Raw genomic sequence first — 15,142 nt, 5'->3', positions numbered from 1 at the left:
GAGCACCGTCGGAGCGCCGTCGGAGCGCGAGTTTCCCCAGTAAGTGGGGGTGGTGGTGGGGCGCCGTTCATATCGAACGCATACGATCCTCTGCGTGTCCAAACTGACCGACCTGCCCAAACGGATCCTGATCGGCCGGGCCCTGCGAAGCGACCGCCTGGGAGAAACCCTCCTGCCCAAGCGCATCGCACTCCCTGTCTTCGCGTCCGACCCGCTCTCCTCCGTGGCGTACGCGCCCGGAGAAGTCCTCCTCGTGCTGTCCATCGCGGGTGTGTCGGCCTACCAGTACAGCCCGTGGATCGCGGCCGCGGTCGTGGTGCTGATGTTCACCGTCGTGGCGTCGTACCGGCAGAACGTGCACGCGTACCCGAGCGGCGGCGGCGACTACGAGGTCGCCAACACCAATCTCGGGCCCAAGGCCGGACTCACCGTCGCCAGCGCCCTGCTCGTGGACTACGTCCTCACGGTCGCCGTTTCGATCTCCTCGGGCGTCGAGAACCTGGGCTCCGCCATTCCCTTCGTCGTGGAGCACAAGGTCTCCTGCGCCATCGGGATAATCGTTCTCCTGACGCTGATGAACCTGCGCGGCGTGAAGGAGTCGGGCAAGCTCTTCGCCATCCCCACCTACGTCTTCGTCGCCGGCGTCTTCATCATGGTCGCCTGGGGCGCCTACAGGGGCCTCGTCCTCGACGACACCATGAAGGCCCCTACCGCCGACCTCACCATCAAGGCGGAGGAGCAGGGGCTGGCCGGCTTCGCGCTGGTCTTCCTGCTGTTGCGGGCCTTCTCCTCCGGCTGTGCGGCGCTCACCGGCGTCGAGGCGATCAGCAACGGCGTCCCGGCGTTCCGCAAGCCGAAGAGCAAGAACGCGGCGACCACACTGCTCCTCATGGGCGCCCTCGCGGTCACCATGTTCTGCGGCATCATCGGCCTGGCCATGGCCACCGATGTGAGGATGGCCGAACAGCCCGCCCACGACCTGCTGCAGAACGGCACCCCCGTCGGCAGCGACTACGTCCAGGACCCGGTCATCTCGCAGGTGGCGGCCGCGGTCTTCGGCGACGGCACGTTCTTCTTCGTCCTGCTCGCCGCGGCCACCGCACTGGTCCTCTTCCTGGCCGCCAACACCGCGTACAACGGCTTCCCGCTGCTCGGCTCGATCCTTGCGCAGGACCGCTACCTGCCCCGCCAGCTGCACACCCGCGGCGACCGGCTGACCTTCTCCAACGGCATCGTGCTGCTGGCGGGCGCGGCCATCCTGCTGGTCTGGTTGTACGGCGCCGACTCGACCAAGCTGATCCAGCTCTACATCGTCGGCGTCTTCGTGTCCTTCACGCTCAGCCAGACCGGCATGGTCCGGCACTGGAACCGGCACCTGAAGACCGAACGGGACCCGGCCGCGCGCCGCCGCATGATCCGCTCCCGCGCGATCAACACCTTCGGCGCCTTCTTCACCGGCCTGGTCCTGGTCGTCGTACTGGCGACCAAGTTCACGCACGGCGCCTGGGTCGCCCTGCTGGGCATGGTGATCTTCTACGGAACGATGTCCGCGATCCGGAAGCACTACGACCGGGTCTCCGAGGAGATCGCCGCCGCCGAGGGCCCGTCCGACGACAGCGTGCGGCCCTCTCGCGTCCACTCCATCGTTCTGGTCTCCAAGGTGCACAAGCCGACGCTGCGCGCGCTCGCGTTCGCCAAGCTGACGCGCTCGGACAGGCTGGAGGCCCTCAGCATCAGCGTCGACCCGGCCGAGACCAAGGCGCTCAAGGACGAGTGGGAGCGGCGCGGCATCAATGTGCCGCTGAAGATCCTGGACTCGCCGTACCGCGAGATCACGCGGCCCGTCGTCGAGTACGTGAAGGGGCTGCGCAGCGAGAATCCGCGCGACGCGGTCAGTGTCTACATCCCGGAGTACGTGGTCGGCCGCTGGTACGAGCACCTGCTGCACAACCAGAGCGCGCTGCGGCTCAAGGGCCGGCTGCTCTTCACACCGGGCGTCATGGTCACCTCGGTGCCGTACCAGCTGGAGTCCTCCGAGCTGGCGAAGAAGCGGGCCAAGAAGCGCCAGGAGTGGAACGCTCCGGGATCGGTGCGCCGCGGTCCGGTGGACCAGCGCCCCAAGGAGCCCAGCGGCAAGAGCTGAGGCCCTGGTTCGGAGTGGTGAGGGGCCGGACAATGCCCACGTAGACTGGTGGGTCGTTGTCCGGCCGTTTCTTTTGATCCTCAGACCCTCTGGAGTCACCCCGCCATGCAGACAGAACCCAAGGCTTCGCTGGTGGGGGAGGAGTACGAGGTCGAGATCGGCCCCGTCGCACACGGCGGCCACTGCATCGCCCGTACCGAAGAGGGCCGCGTGCTGTTCGTACGCCACGCCCTGCCCGGCGAGAAGGTCGTCGCCAGGGTCACCGAGGGCGAGGAGGACTCCCGGTTCCTGCGCGCGGATGCCGTCAGCGTCATCGAGGCGTCCAAGGACCGCGTCGAGGCGCCCTGTCCGTACGCCGGACCGGGCAAGTGCGGTGGCTGCGACTGGCAGCACGCCAAGCCCGGCGCCCAGCGCCGGCTCAAGGGCGAGGTGATCGCCGAGCAGCTGAAGCGCCTGGCGGGCCTTACGCCCGAGGAGGCGGGCTGGGACGGCACCGTCGTCCCGGCGCCCGGCGACAAGCTGCTGGCGGGAGAGGTGCCGGCCTGGCGCACGCGTGTGCAGTACGCGATCGACGCCGACGGGCACGCCGGGCTGCGCAAGCACCGCTCGCACGAGGTCGAGCCGATCGAGCACTGCATGATCGCCGCCCCGGGTGTCTCGGAACTCGGCGTGGAGAAGCGCGAGTGGCCGCAGATGGCCGCGGTCGAGGCCATCGCCGCCACCGGTTCCGGCGACCGTCAGGTCATCCTCACCCCGCAGCCGGGCGGCCGGCTGCCCCTGGTCGAGCTGGACAAGCCTGTCTCCGTGCTCCGCGTGGAGGAGCGGGACGGCGGCGTGCACCGGGTGCACGGCCGCCCCTTCGTCCGCGAGCGCGCCGACGGCCGTACGTACCGCGTGGGGATGGGCGGCTTCTGGCAGGTGCACCCGCAGGCCGCCGACATCCTGGTCCAGGCCGTGATGCAGGGGCTGATGCCCCGCAAGGGCGAGATGGCGCTCGACCTGTACTGCGGGGTGGGTCTGTTCGCGGGCGCCATCGCGGAGCGCGTCGGGGACACCGGCGCCGTACTCGGTATCGAGTCCACCAAGCGCGCCGTCGAGGACGCCCGGCACAACCTCCAGGACCTGGAGCGCGTGCGCATCGAGCAGGGCAAGGTGGAGCAGGTACTGCCGCGTACCAAGATCACCGAGGCGGATCTGATCGTCCTCGACCCGCCGCGGGCCGGCGCCGGCAAGCAGACGGTGAAGCACCTGACGGGACTGGGAGCGCGCCGGATCGCTTACGTCGCATGCGACCCGGCGGCGCTGGCGCGTGACCTGGCGTACTTCCGGGAGGGCGGCTACAAGCCGCGCACGCTGCGCGCCTTCGACCTGTTCCCGATGACGTCGCACGTGGAGTGCGTGGCCATTTTGGAGCCTGCGGACAAGGGTGCCTGACCTGCGGTTTTGTGGTTCGGGTGGGTCGCTCGACCTGTTTCCCTCCGTACACGACGTGGAGTGCGCGGCATTCCAGGCAGACCGCTCTGACCTGCGGCTTCACCCAAGAGTGCAGGGGCAGGCAGTCTGCGGTGGCCTTCGTCGGGAATGGTGCGCGACAGGCTCGACGCTCACCTGACGCTCGTTCTTATGGTGCGTCAGGTGAGCCTCGAACCCACCGAGCAGCACGGGTCGTCGCGTCATTACGGAGGAGAGGTTTCTTGGCCGCCGCGAGCCATCCGGCCGCCCGGGTCGGTGTAGCCGTCCTGGCCCCAGTCGGTGCGGTCAGGGCGCTGACATACATCCGCCCCGGACTGCGGATCGCCTGCGGCGGCGTCTCCTCCGGGTTGCGCTGGTGGGGCCCTGGCGATGTCCTCAAAGGACTGCGGCGACCGGCCGGTCGGATCTTCAGATGGGGTCTCACGAGGGCTCGGTCCTGCGACGCTGTCCACGTTCGTGCCATCCTGCGGCTGTGGAGCGCCCGTCCCCCGGTCGTCCAGCCGGATCAAACGCCGGACAGTGTCGCCGCCAGCGACTGGAACCAGGCGCCGTGGGAGAACGGCTCCGGCGGGCCCACCTCCATGCCGAGTTCGGCGGCGGCCAGGGCGTAGTCCCCCTCGTCCAGGGGGAGCGCGAGCAACTCGTGCAGTTCGCCCACGAGGCGGGCGACCAGATGGGGGTCGGTGGTGGCGGCGTAGCCGGCGACGGCGGCGTCGTGGTCGGGGAACTCGTCGACGATGTCCTGCGAGAACCAGCCGCCGAGCAGTTGCGCAGTCTCCGGGAAGCGCGCGTGCCACTCCGAGTGCGTCTGCGGGGACGACGGTTCCGGGACGTCGCCTTCCTCGATGCTCTTCTTCAGGTGGTCGGCCAGCACCATCAGCCAGTCGCCGATCTCCGACTGGGGCATCCCGGTGTCCGGGATCGCGTAGAACTCGCCCAGGCCCTGCCGGATGCGGCCCGGAGGGTTGCGGCTGTACTCGCGCAGCTGGCGCTCCGCCTCCGGGATGGCCGAGGGGCGGGTGTGCCAGGTGTGACGGAGGTACGCGTCCAGCGCGCGGCTGCGTCGCTCCGGAGTGTCGTCGGCCGACTGCCCCGGTACGCGCGCATCACCTGGTCCAACTCGCCGTACCGCCGGTCGTGTTCGAGGGGCTTCATGGGTCTTCCCCTCCGCAGGATTGGTGGCCAGCCATGCGTCGATCTGGGGCTGCTTCGTCCGCAGGTTGTGTTCCGTCAGCCGTTGCGCGGCGGCCATGTTGTCGAAGGACGACGAACCGCCGATCGTTGGTTTGCGTTGCTCGGGCCAGTTGTTGTTGTCGTCGGCCTGGTCGCGCAGGCGTTGAGCGAGTTGCTCGTCGGTCTTGCCGACGTGCTTTTCCAGAGTGTGGCCGCCCCCCAGGTACTCGTTGCTCGCAAGGTCGAAGGTGTGATTGCCCTTGGAGCCCGCTTCGGTCCACCGTTGGTCGGAGTAGTGGGGTCCGGCGAGGTGAGCGCGGGCCGCCGTGTAGGCGAGCCGGTACGGGTTGCGGTGCGGGCGGTTGACGGCGGCGTGCACGACGGTGACCACGCGGGGCACGGGGCGGCCCGCCTCGGCGGCGCCCTTGGCCATGGCGGGCAGCAGGGTGTCCTGGACGTAGCCGTGCGGGGTCATCCAGCTGATCGCGGCGTCCGCGACCTGACCGGCGGCTCGCGCGAGCGCCGGGCGCAGCACGCCGAGCCCGGTCTCGACGCCGGGGTGCGGCAGCGCGGGCAATCGGACGGCGCCGTCGTCATCCTCGGGTCCGAGGAGTCGGCGCACCTCCCGGAGGTAGGCGACGCAGGTGTCGCGGGCTGTCGTACGGCTTGCCGTGCAGGCTGGCGACGAAGTCCGGGGTGGCCGGGCGGCGCGCCGGGCTGCGCGTGCACCACAGTCGCCCGAACCTCGGCGCCCGCGCCCTCGTCGCCGCCGGCGTCTTCCTGCACGGCACAGCCCAGGAGATCGCAGCCGGACTGGCCGAATACGGCCGTGCGGGCGTGGACGAAGTTGTCGTCAACGTCGCGGGCGTGTATTCCGACCATGGCCGAGAGGACGCCGTACGAGACCTCCGGGACATCCTGACGGCGTGCCGCGAGGCGGAGAACTGACACACGATCGGGTGTGGCGACACCGGCGGACCGCAGGGGCCGCGCTCCGCCGCACGCAGGGAGGAGAGGCACCCCGGTGCCCGACGACATCGCCCGCTGGCTGACCGAGCATGCCCGCCCCCTGGACACGCTGACCCCAGGTGCGCCCACCGACGACCTGAAACCGCTGGGGGTGAAGCTGCGCGGCGCCCGTATCGTCGGTCTCGGTGAATCCACCCACGGCACCGCCGAGTTCTTCCGGCTGAAGCACCGGATCGTGGAGTTCTTGGTACGCGAGGAAGGGTTCACCACCCTCGCCATGGAGGCCAGCGAGTCCGCCGCCCGGGCCGTGGACGCATACGTCCGGCACGGCGTCGGCGACCCCGCCCGGCTCGTCGCCCGGCTCGGCTTCTGGACCTGGCGGACCCAGGAGATGGTCGACCTCGTCGAGTGGCTCCGCGCGCACAACCAAGACCTCCCCGAGGAGCGCCAAGTCCGCTTCGTCGGCGTCGACCCGCAGCGCGGTGCCGACTCGGTCGAGGCCGTCACGGCCTTCCTGCGCGCGTGCGCGCCCGAACGGGAGGAGGACGCCCGCGCCCTGGAGGTCCTGGTCCACGCCCGCCCCGGCTCGCGTCCCGACCCCGAACAGGCGCTCCGGCACCACGCCGAGGAGGTCGCCCGCCACCTCGCCGACCACGACGACGCCGACGACGACGTCGTCGAGCACGCTCGGATCCTGGTCCGCGCCGCCGACCTCGTGACCCGCTCGCTCGACCAGTCCGCGGGTGAGGAGAGCGCCTTCGCCGTCCGCGACCGTGCCATGGCCGACGCCGTGGCCCGCCTCGTGGATGACGACCCGACGGCCCGGGTCATGGTCTGGGCGCACAACGGCCACCTCGCGAAGGGCACGTACGGGGACCGGGTCACCGCGCTCGGCAGCAGGCTCCGTGAGCGTTACGGTGACCGCTACTACGCCCTGGCCCTGCTCTTCGGCAAGGGCTCCTTCCTCGCCCGCAGGGGCGACGACCTCCAGGCCCCTCCCGTACGGCACCGCATCGGCACCGGAACCCGGTCCATCGAGGCACGGCTCGCCGACGCCCTGAAGGGCGACTACTACATCGACCTGCGCTGCACCGCCCCCTGGCTGCACGCGCCGCAGGCACAGCGCAGCTTCGGCGCCAACGTGCCGCGGTTCTCCTACCGCTTCCACACCGCGCCGCTCGTACCGGCGAAGGACTACGACGGCATCGCTTTCGTCGCCCGCTCGACCTGCTCCCACCCGCTGCCGCAGGCTGAGGAATGAGGGCGGACCCTGCTCACGGCCACATCTCCAGCAGGGCGTTCAGCGTCAGCTTCCACATCGGCTCGGCCCCCGTCCCGAAGGCGGCGGCGAGCGCGTACCCCACGGCGGCGTCGTGGGGCTCCGCGTGCTCGCCGCTGTTCGGCTCCTCCCACTCGGCGCTGACCGTCCGGTCCCCGGTCGACGTGAAGACGCCGAGGAGACGGCCGTCGCGCAGCAGACGGCTGGTGCCCAGAGAGTCCGGCACCAGCAGATACCCGTGTCCCCGCGCCGCGGATTCGACCTCCACCCGGTACGAACGCCGGGTCAGGAAGCCCTTCGCAGGGCGCAGGGCCTCGTCCGCGCCGTCCACGCTCAGGGTGAGCCGCCCCTGTTCGCGCGTACCGATCGGCACATGGCTCTCCGGCGGGGTATCGGCGCTCCGCCGGATCTCGGTGCGCGGCAGCCCGTCGCCGCTCACCGTCACCGTCCCGCCCTCGTGGTCGAGCGCGATGTGGACCACCCCGAAGAGCCGATCGGCGGCCAGCTTGTACGTGAACGCCTCCATCGGCACGCTCTCCTCTCCTCGTCGCCCTGTTGATCGTCGCCCGCCAGTCTCCGCCAGGGCGTCGAGGGCGGTTCCCTTTTCGGCCACGGAGTCGGACGACCCTGGGAGAGCGTTGGGCGACTTGATCCAGGGAATGCCCCCGTCATGCACCCCGAACGGGCACCGCGACTGAGCTGGTACACCGCGCTGCTTCCGAGTCCACCCAGCTCTCCCCGGTCATCCGGCACACGGTGCCCAGCCGTCACTGCGTCCCACTGCTCGACAAGAGGGCCACACCCTGAACAGGCCGACGACCGTCGCGTGGGGCGCCGCCTATCGCTCCCCACGAGGGGGCGACGCGCGCGTGCGTCGCGTCAGATGTAACGGTCCTTTGTGACGCTCGTCTGACGCTCTGGACGTCAGCAAGCGAGCTGGTGAGCCGAGAAGATGAGCCTGACCTGCCGTTCTTCAAGATCCGGCCTGGCCGATATCTTTTCGATGACCTCGCACGTGGAGTGCGTGGCGATTTTGGAGCCTGCCACAAAGGGCCTCTGACGCGTAAATAGCAGCAGGTCAGGATGGTTTCGGGCAGCTCGATGTGCTCGGCGGCGAGTGTGGCGGTCGTCGAGCACGGGGTGGTCTGGGGTCAGGCTGCGGTGCCGAGTGGGTCGAGGGTTACTCGGTAGCCGAGTTGGTTGAGCTGGGTGACCGCGCGTCGGGCGGCACGTTCGGGGTCGCGCTGGGCGAAGTAGGTTCCGCCGAGTTCGTAGTACGGCTTGTTGTCGGTGAGCATGTGCCAGATCGCGGTGACGATCGAGTGTTCGACGGCGACGAGGGCCTTCATCATGCCTCGGCGGGCTGTGAGCCGTTTGTAGCGGGCCTGGAGGTAGGTGTCCTTGGTGCGCACGGCACCGAGGGCGGCGATTCCCAGAGCGCCCTTGAGGTGAGGGTTACCGGGTCGGACCTTGGTGCTCTTGGAACGACCGGCCGAGGAGTGGTGGCCGGGGCAGACCCCGGCCCAGGAGGCCAGATGCTTGTCGCTGGCGAAGCGGCTCATGTCGCCACCGGTCTCCGCGACGATCACTTCGGCGACGGCCCGGTTGATCCCGGGGATGGTGTCGAGGAGCTCCAGGACGGGGCGAAAGGGCGCCATCGCGGCCTCGATCCGCTCGTTCAACTGCTGGATCACTTCAGTGAGCTGGTCGTACTGGTCCAAATGGAGGCGGGCCAGGAACCCGTGGTGCTCACGGAAGCGTCCGGTCAGCGCCTCGGTCAGCTCGGGAATCTTGATCCGGAGCTTGCGCCGCGCCAGCTCGGCCAGGGCCTGCGGGTCCCGCTCGCCCGCGATCAGCGCCTCCAGCATGGCCCGGCCAGAGACGCCCATAATGTCGGAGGCCACCGCGGCGAGCTTGATGCCGGAGTCCTCCAGCATCTTCTCCACCCGCTGGACGATCTGCCCGCGCGTGCGCGTCATCTGCGTTCGAGGCGGAGACGGTCCTCGACGCTCTGCTGTCCGACCTCGCGTAACGTCGCCGGGCGCGTTCAGCAACACACCGTCGTCGTGGGCGGGGAACGGGTCCCATCCGGCGAACGGGCGCCCGCCCGGGGACAGCCCGTGCCAGTGGCAGACCACGGTGCGCACACGACCCGGCTGTCCCGCAGGGCGCGCCCAGGTGCGGGCAGGCGCCCGGCCCGGCCCTCAGCTCGCCCGAGGCGGTGCGTCAGGCGACGACCTCCAGCCCGCCGACCGTCCGTCCGAACGGGCGGCCGTCGCTGCCGATGTCGCGCGAGGCGCCGATGACGTACCAGTTGCCCGACGGCCGCGCTGCAGAGCGCTTCGCCGTCCGGATGCAGGGCCGGTCACCTGTCGGCCGCTGCCCAGCAGGTGCAGGGCGGCGGCGAGGCCGGACAGCCCGGCACCGACGACGACCACGCGACCGAAGGCGAGGTGACGCCTGGCCAGGAGGAGCGGACGCTTCTCCGAACGGGGTCCTGCTCAGCGGCCGAGCACCGAGGCGACCGTGTCCACCGCCTCACGGAGCCCGAGCGGGTGCAGCGTTCCGGGCACGAGCGGCGCCGTCCACCCCGGGCCCACGGTCAGCACCGCCGGCTGCCGGCGTGCCCCCCTCACGCCCCAGGTCATCTGCGCGACGTGCTGGGCGAGCGGTCGGCTCGCCGTCGTCCGGGACTGCGCCCAGAGCGCGACGGCGCTCGGGCCGGTTCTGCGGACCGCCTCGATCAGGGCCTCGGCAGGCAGGGCGGCGCCGAACATGCGCACCGGCAGCCCCCGCTCACCGAGGGCCGCGGCGAGGGCCTCCAGGGGCAGGGTGTGGGTCTCGCCCGGGACACAGGCGAGCACCACCGGATCCGCGGTCGAACCCTCGTCGGGGACGGCCTGGCGGCGGTGCAGGGCGCTGGAGACGTGCCACGACAGCAGGTGCTCCACCTCGACGTACTTCTCGCCGGAGCTCTCCCACTTGCGGCCGACGGCCCTCAGAGTCGGCACGACGACCTCCGTCCATGCCGCCACGAGGCCGTGCTCGGCAATCACCGCTTCCAGCAGGCGGTCGACGGCGTGCGAATCGAGGCGCAGTGCCGCGCGGGCGAGCCCTTTGCACTCCACCCGGGCGTCCCCCCACTGCAGCCCGCTTCCGGCGCGGCGGCGCGCCGTGGAACGCGGCCGGGCCGGCCGGTCGGGCGCGGGAGCGCTCGGCTCGCCGTCGGAGCCGGGGGACTCCGGCACCGGCGCGGTACGTGTCCCCGCGCGGGCGACGCGAGCGGCTTCGGCCGGCGGCAGGCCCGCGTTGGTGAGGGCGCACATGCGCTCGAGGAGCGCCACGTCCGCGGCGGTCCACCGCCGGTGCTTGCCGCCCTCGTGCGCGGCCGGCGCGATGCCGTACCGCTGGTCCCAGGAGCGCAGGGTGGTGGGCGCGACGCCGAAGCGACGCGCCACCGCGCCGGTGGTGAGGCCGCCGCCCGTTCCCGGGCGCGAGTCGTCCGTACCGTCCACAGGCCGATGGTACGACGCACAACCGACGCACGTTGCCTGCGTCGTTTCACCGGCCAAGACTGGGCCCGTCGCGCAATCGCGCGAACCACGAGGTCCCCGGACCGGATCGGGGCCCGCCGCGGTACGCACCGTCCGCCGACGGAGGGAGCGCATCATGAGTGCAACGCCGGTGAAGGTGCCCGTCATCGCCCTGTACGCACCAGTCGAGGAGACGAGAGAGTCCGAGGGGCTCGCCCAGGGACTGCTGCTCGGGGACGAGCAGGCGTTCGCCGCGATTTACCACCGGTGGGGTGCCATGGTGCACACCATGGCCACTCGCTCCCTGGGCGACGCCAAAGAGGCCGAGGACGTCACCCAGCAGGTCTTCCTCGCGGCATGGCGAGGGCGGGCCGGGTTCCGCCCGGAGCGCGGACCGCTGGGCGCCTGGCTCGTCGGCATAACCCGACGCAAGATCGTCGACGCGTTGGCGGCACGCACGCGCAGGACGGAGATCGCTGGTGCCGTCGCGGCCGAGATGCCGGTTACGGGGCGGCCGGAGGCGACCCCGGAGGCCGTCCTCGACCGGGTGCTCGTCGCGGACGAGTTGCGCAGACTGCCTCCGGCCCAGCGGGAGATCCTCGGCCTGGCCTTCTACGGCGACCTGACCCAGGTCCAGATCGCGCAGCGTACAGGCCTGCCGCTGGGCACGGTGAAGAGTCATGCACGGCGCGGAATGCACCTACTGCGCCGCCGCATCGAGGAGGCCCGTCTCCGACCCTGACTCCCGTACGGGGCCACCGCCGGTGTCCGACCCTGGTGCTGCGGCCCGGCCCGCCGGCGGTCCGTCACGGTCCCGGTCCTTGCGGACCGGGACCGTCCAGCGCCACCGGGGCATGGTCACGGATTCCCGGGCCGGGCGGTCACGCCCGGTGCCTCCGTTTCCGCCGGGTGTTTCCGCATCCGCCGGCCGCCGCGCGAGCGAAGAGGTGTTGTGCCTTCTGCGCACAGCCCGCCCGCCTCTTCGGCCCCACGACCGGGGACGGGGGGCGGGGCTCAGGTGAACAGCGCGGGAGGGAGGATCGGGTGGCTGACCACGTCGACCCCGCCGAACTGGCCGAGATCGCGCTGGAGAACGGAGAGAACGGGCAGAACGGGGACTCCGTACGCTTTGCCGAGCAGCGCCTGCACCTCGCGGTGTGCTCAGAATGCCGGCGCGAACTCGAGGCCTTGCGTGCTGTGGTCCGCGCCGCACGTTCGGCCGGTCCCGGCGACCTGGTGACGGAACCGCCCGACCGGGTGTGGCGTTCGATCCAGCGTGAACTGGGGGCTGCCGACCCCCCATCGGAAGCCGAGTCCTCCGAGCCCCGTGCCGCGCCCACCGTGACCCCCTATCCGGGGACCCTCCGGGGCAGTCGCCGGCCTGCCCGTGCGCTCGCCGCCCTCGCCCTTGCCGTCGGGCTCGCCACGGGCGGCGGCGTCGCCTGGTGGCAGGCGAACGACAGTCGGCCCCAGACCGTCCAGAGCGTGGGGGCGCCGCACCGGCTCGCCCCCCGGCCGGGCCACAGCGCCGTCGGGACGGCCGGACTCGCGGACAGCTCCGCCGAAGGCCGGGTACTGCAAATCACCGTGCACGGCCTCCCGGACACCAAGGGCTACTTCGAGGTGTGGCTCATGGACCGCTCCGGGAGCCGGCTCATCCCCGTCGGCGCGCTGGGTCAGGACGGCAGGGCAACGCTGCCAATGCCCGACGGGGTCGATCTGCCCGCGTACCCGATGGTGGACGTCTCCGACCAGGCGTACGACGGGAACCCGGCGCACTCCGGACGCAGCGTCGTGCGGGGCGCCCTCGTCGGCTGATGCAGCCACTCCCTCCTGTAGGGTGTCGGACATTTCGTCAGGAATCAGTCGGTCCGAATGGCATCCGCGGAGTGCGCATCGGCCGAAGGGATTGGTGTGACGGGCAGCGGTAAGAGCCCGTCGCCCCTCCCAGCAAAGGTGAAAGCTCATGAACACCAACCGCTTCAGGAGTGCGGCTCTCGCCGGTGCCGCCGGTCTCCTGCTCCCTCTCGGACTCGTCGCCTTCGCCCCCGCTGCCCAGGCGGGGGCGGCGGCGGAGCCGTTCGGCCCCGCCTGCGCCTCTTTGCCGGCCAGCGGCGAGGGCAGCGCCGCCGACATGGCGGACGACCCGGTCGCCACCGCGGCGGCGAGCAACCCCGAACTGTCCACCCTCGCAGGCGCAATCGAGAAGGCGGGACTGGTCGACACGCTCAACAACGCGGAGAACATCACCGTCTTCGCGCCGACCAACGACGCGTTCGAGAAGGTCCCGCAGGCGGATCTCGACGCCATCCTCAACGACAAGGAGCAACTGACGGACCTGCTCACCTACCACGTGGTGGACGAACAGGTGACGGTCGACAAGCTGCCCGACGGCACCTTCACGACGATGCAGGGCGGCCGGCTGACGACGTCCGGGTCCGGGGACCAGTTCAAGGTGAACGACTCGGCCTCGATCGTCTGCGGTGACGTCGCGACGGAGAATGCGACCGTCCAACTCATCGACACCGTGCTGATGCCGCCCGCCTGATCTCGGTTCGACGGGGGAAGCCGTGCCGGTGCTGCCGCTGCCCGGAGACAGCACCGGCATCACGTCGCCCCCGCTGCGGGTGGTCGGTCAAAAGGCGTACTGGATCGTCAGCCAGGAGGCGTGCGTCTCGACCCCGCATGCCTGCTCCGGAGTCCGTCGCGTCGTGGACCACCGCAGGAGAGCGCCCGTCGTGGAAGGGACGTCACCACCCGGCGCTCCGCGGTGGCCGGCGGTCCGCGGTCCGCGGCCGGCGGTCAGCGGTCCGGTGAGCGGGCGGGCGTCTGCCGGCTTCCGGCGGCGTCCGCCCGGCCGCCGGCTCCCAGCAGCCCCGTCGCCTCGAAGGCGGTTCTCCGCTGCAGCCGCGGAAGTTCCCGCTTCGACAGAAAGGTGACCACCGGGGGCATCGCGGCGCGGACGGCCTGCGTGGCCCGGAGCCAGGCCGGGGCGTACACGGCCGCGCTACGCCGTTCGACGGCCCGCACCATACGGCCGGCCACCGTCTCGACCGGATAGACCTTCCTCGCGGGCCTCGGCATGTGCGCCCGCAGTTCCCGCAGCACAGGATGTTCGTCCGCGTCGCGGATCATGTCGGTGTCGGTCCAGTTCAGGTACCCGATGCCCACGTCGACGCCCTCGTGCGCGACCTCGGCGCGCAGTGAGTGGGCGAACGACTCCACGCCGGCCTTGGAGGCGCAGTACGCGCTCATCATGGGCGCCGCTCCGATCGAGGCGAGCGAGGCGATCTGCAGGTAGTAGCCGCGGGAGGCGCGGAGGTCGGGAAGGAACACGCGGGCGGTGCCGGCGCTCCCGACGAGGTTCACCTCGATCACCCGGCGCCAGAGTGCGGGGTCGGACTCCGCGAAGGGGCCGCCTTCGGCCACTCCGGCGTTCGCGACGACGACGGAAACAGGGCCCAGGCGGTCCCGTACGTCGGCGGCCACCCGTCGCATCGCGTCGTCGTCGGTGACGTCGACCTCCCAGCACCGGGCCGGTCCGGGGATCGTGTCCCGGACCTCGGCGAGGGTCGACTCCTCCCGGCCGAGGAGGGCAACCGCGGCTCCGCGTCGGGCGAGTTCCCTCGCCATCGCCGCCCCCAGTCCCCGGGCGGCGCCGGTCACGACGGCGGTGCGGCCTTGCAGAGGACGTACTGAGCCCGTCACGTGGTCCTCCTCGGTGGGGAAGGTGCCACCGGAGCGGCGATTCGCACCGCGTGGTCCGGCGAGCCGTTCTCTCACCATAGGCACCGGAGCCGGGGCCCCGCCGGTCCGGGCACACCCGTTCAGGGCGGATCCGGCAAAAGGCGCATCCGGCGGGCGCGGCCGCGACGAAAGGGGTGCATGGCCGTCGGGCGCAAGCTCTCGCACGACAACCCTTACTGGCGCCGCCGCCACCCCAGGGAAGCGGCCCGCGAGCCGCTGGCGGTCACCGCCTTCCTCGCCGACGGCGGCGAACTGAAGGAACTGTGCCGCCGGGAGTGACGAGGAGCGGACAGTGCCGTCACGCGGCTCACTCCCGACCCGCTTCCGGGTCGCGGTCGGACTTCGGCCAGACATAGGGCAGATCGTCCGGCACCCCGGGGAACCGGTCCCGGTAGAACTCCGGGTCCTTCCGCACCAGAGCCGACTGGTGGCTGCGATGGAAGTCCGGGTCGCCGAACCAGGGCGGGAGGTCGCCGTCCGCCACGAGCTGCTGCTGGGACCGCACAGCCACATCCGGGTGCCGGACCCGGAAGTCGTCGACCAGGGTCACCGCGCAGGTGTCGGAGCGCCCCTCGCTCGTCCAGACCCGGCAGATGTCCAGCCCGTACCGTACGAGCGCCTCCTCGTAACCGGCCCACATCCGGACCGCCGGGTGTCTGCGCCAGCCGTATCCGGGCACGGTCAGACCACGGAGCACCTGCAACGCCTCGACCCGCTGTTTGCCGAGCCGTCGGGGGTCCAGCGCCGCGGCTGATTCCACGAAGCCCGGAAAGGGGAGGAAAGTCTGCATGTGTCCTGCTTACCCGCGTGGACGCCTCCCTCGCG

Annotated in this window: 13 protein-coding genes and 3 pseudogenes; 8 read left to right on the top strand and 8 right to left on the bottom strand. The window is 71.2% G+C overall.

The genetic code is table 11. The features are described 5' to 3' along the window. The first annotated feature begins 94 nt into the window (after window positions 1-94). Both AB0M62_RS13360 and AB0M62_RS13355 read left to right on the top strand, forming a co-directional pair. Window positions 95-2,143 (top strand): APC family permease, encoded by a 2,049-nt coding sequence (locus AB0M62_RS13360; RefSeq protein WP_366074297.1) that lies wholly within the window; start codon window positions 95-97, stop codon window positions 2,141-2,143. A gap of 105 nt (window positions 2,144-2,248) precedes the next feature. Next, window positions 2,249-3,577 carry a class I SAM-dependent RNA methyltransferase gene (locus AB0M62_RS13355; protein ID WP_366074296.1) on the top strand — a complete coding sequence of 443 codons (1,329 nt, stop codon included), beginning with the start codon at window positions 2,249-2,251 and terminating at the stop codon, window positions 3,575-3,577. A 544-nt stretch (window positions 3,578-4,121) separates the two neighbouring features. Here the strand turns inward: AB0M62_RS13355 and AB0M62_RS13350 are convergent. Next, window positions 4,122-4,771 (bottom strand): annotated as a pseudogene (locus tag AB0M62_RS13350) (contact-dependent growth inhibition system immunity protein). Window positions 4,772-4,787: 16 nt separating this feature from the next. Continuing rightward, window positions 4,788-5,222 (bottom strand): annotated as a pseudogene (locus tag AB0M62_RS13345) (RNase A-like domain-containing protein); the annotation flags it as partial. Between the two features lie 263 nt (window positions 5,223-5,485). Here AB0M62_RS13345 and AB0M62_RS13340 point away from each other — a divergent pair. Together AB0M62_RS13340 and AB0M62_RS13335 are read left to right on the top strand one after the other, a co-directional pair. Beyond that, window positions 5,486-5,737: a hypothetical protein gene (locus AB0M62_RS13340; protein ID WP_366074295.1), complete on the top strand. Its 252-nt coding sequence runs from the start codon at window positions 5,486-5,488 to the stop codon at window positions 5,735-5,737. A 76-nt stretch (window positions 5,738-5,813) separates the two neighbouring features. Beyond that, a complete protein-coding gene (locus AB0M62_RS13335) occupies window positions 5,814-7,019 on the top strand; it encodes an erythromycin esterase family protein (RefSeq protein WP_366074294.1) in 1,206 nt (401 codons plus the stop codon). Between the two features lie 13 nt (window positions 7,020-7,032). Here the strand turns inward: AB0M62_RS13335 and AB0M62_RS13330 are convergent, their stop codons facing one another. The 4 genes and pseudogenes from AB0M62_RS13330 to AB0M62_RS13315 all read right to left on the bottom strand — a co-directional run bounded on the left by AB0M62_RS13330 (window position 7,033) and on the right by AB0M62_RS13315 (window position 10,552). Further along, entirely contained in the window at window positions 7,033-7,563 is a 531-nt protein-coding gene (locus tag AB0M62_RS13330) for a hypothetical protein (RefSeq protein ID WP_366074293.1), read from the bottom strand. A gap of 625 nt (window positions 7,564-8,188) precedes the next feature. After that, complete coding sequence (locus AB0M62_RS13325; RefSeq protein ID WP_366074292.1) at window positions 8,189-9,016, bottom strand: IS110 family transposase; 828 nt, start codon at window positions 9,014-9,016, stop codon at window positions 8,189-8,191. A gap of 69 nt (window positions 9,017-9,085) precedes the next feature. Then, window positions 9,086-9,380 (bottom strand): annotated as a pseudogene (locus AB0M62_RS13320) (Rieske (2Fe-2S) protein); the annotation flags it as partial. A 158-nt stretch (window positions 9,381-9,538) separates the two neighbouring features. Then, on the bottom strand, window positions 9,539-10,552 hold the full coding sequence (locus AB0M62_RS13315) for a MerR family transcriptional regulator (RefSeq protein ID WP_366074291.1): 1,014 nt from the start codon (window positions 10,550-10,552) through the stop codon (window positions 9,539-9,541). 154 nt (window positions 10,553-10,706) lie between these two features. On the opposite strand from AB0M62_RS13315, the gene AB0M62_RS13310 reads away from it, so the two are divergent. The 3 genes from AB0M62_RS13310 to AB0M62_RS13300 all read left to right on the top strand — a co-directional run bounded on the left by AB0M62_RS13310 (window position 10,707) and on the right by AB0M62_RS13300 (window position 13,118). Further along, window positions 10,707-11,312, top strand: coding sequence for a sigma-70 family RNA polymerase sigma factor (locus AB0M62_RS13310; protein WP_366074290.1), 606 nt, complete (start codon window positions 10,707-10,709; stop codon window positions 11,310-11,312). Window positions 11,313-11,614: 302 nt separating this feature from the next. Next, on the top strand, window positions 11,615-12,388 hold the full coding sequence (locus tag AB0M62_RS13305; protein ID WP_366074289.1) for an anti-sigma factor: 774 nt from the start codon (window positions 11,615-11,617) through the stop codon (window positions 12,386-12,388). 148 nt (window positions 12,389-12,536) lie between these two features. Continuing rightward, window positions 12,537-13,118 (top strand): fasciclin domain-containing protein, encoded by a 582-nt coding sequence (locus tag AB0M62_RS13300; RefSeq protein WP_366074288.1) that lies wholly within the window; start codon window positions 12,537-12,539, stop codon window positions 13,116-13,118. A gap of 254 nt (window positions 13,119-13,372) precedes the next feature. Here AB0M62_RS13300 and AB0M62_RS13295 read toward each other — a convergent pair whose 3' ends face one another. After that, window positions 13,373-14,278 carry an SDR family oxidoreductase gene (locus AB0M62_RS13295; RefSeq protein ID WP_366074287.1) on the bottom strand — a complete coding sequence of 302 codons (906 nt, stop codon included), beginning with the start codon at window positions 14,276-14,278 and terminating at the stop codon, window positions 13,373-13,375. 177 nt (window positions 14,279-14,455) lie between these two features. Between AB0M62_RS13295 and AB0M62_RS13290 the strand changes: the two genes are divergently transcribed. After that, window positions 14,456-14,596: a hypothetical protein gene (locus tag AB0M62_RS13290; RefSeq protein WP_366074286.1), complete on the top strand. Its 141-nt coding sequence runs from the start codon at window positions 14,456-14,458 to the stop codon at window positions 14,594-14,596. A gap of 28 nt (window positions 14,597-14,624) precedes the next feature. Here the strand turns inward: AB0M62_RS13290 and AB0M62_RS13285 are convergent, their stop codons facing one another. Then, window positions 14,625-15,107: an MSMEG_6728 family protein gene (locus tag AB0M62_RS13285; protein WP_366074285.1), complete on the bottom strand. Its 483-nt coding sequence runs from the start codon at window positions 15,105-15,107 to the stop codon at window positions 14,625-14,627. Window positions 15,108-15,142 lie beyond the last annotated feature (35 nt).

The organism is Streptomyces sp. NPDC051219 (assembly GCF_040682335.1).
Lineage (GTDB): Bacteria > Actinomycetota > Actinomycetes > Streptomycetales > Streptomycetaceae > Streptomyces.
This window is presented reverse-complemented; position numbering and strand designations above follow the sequence as displayed.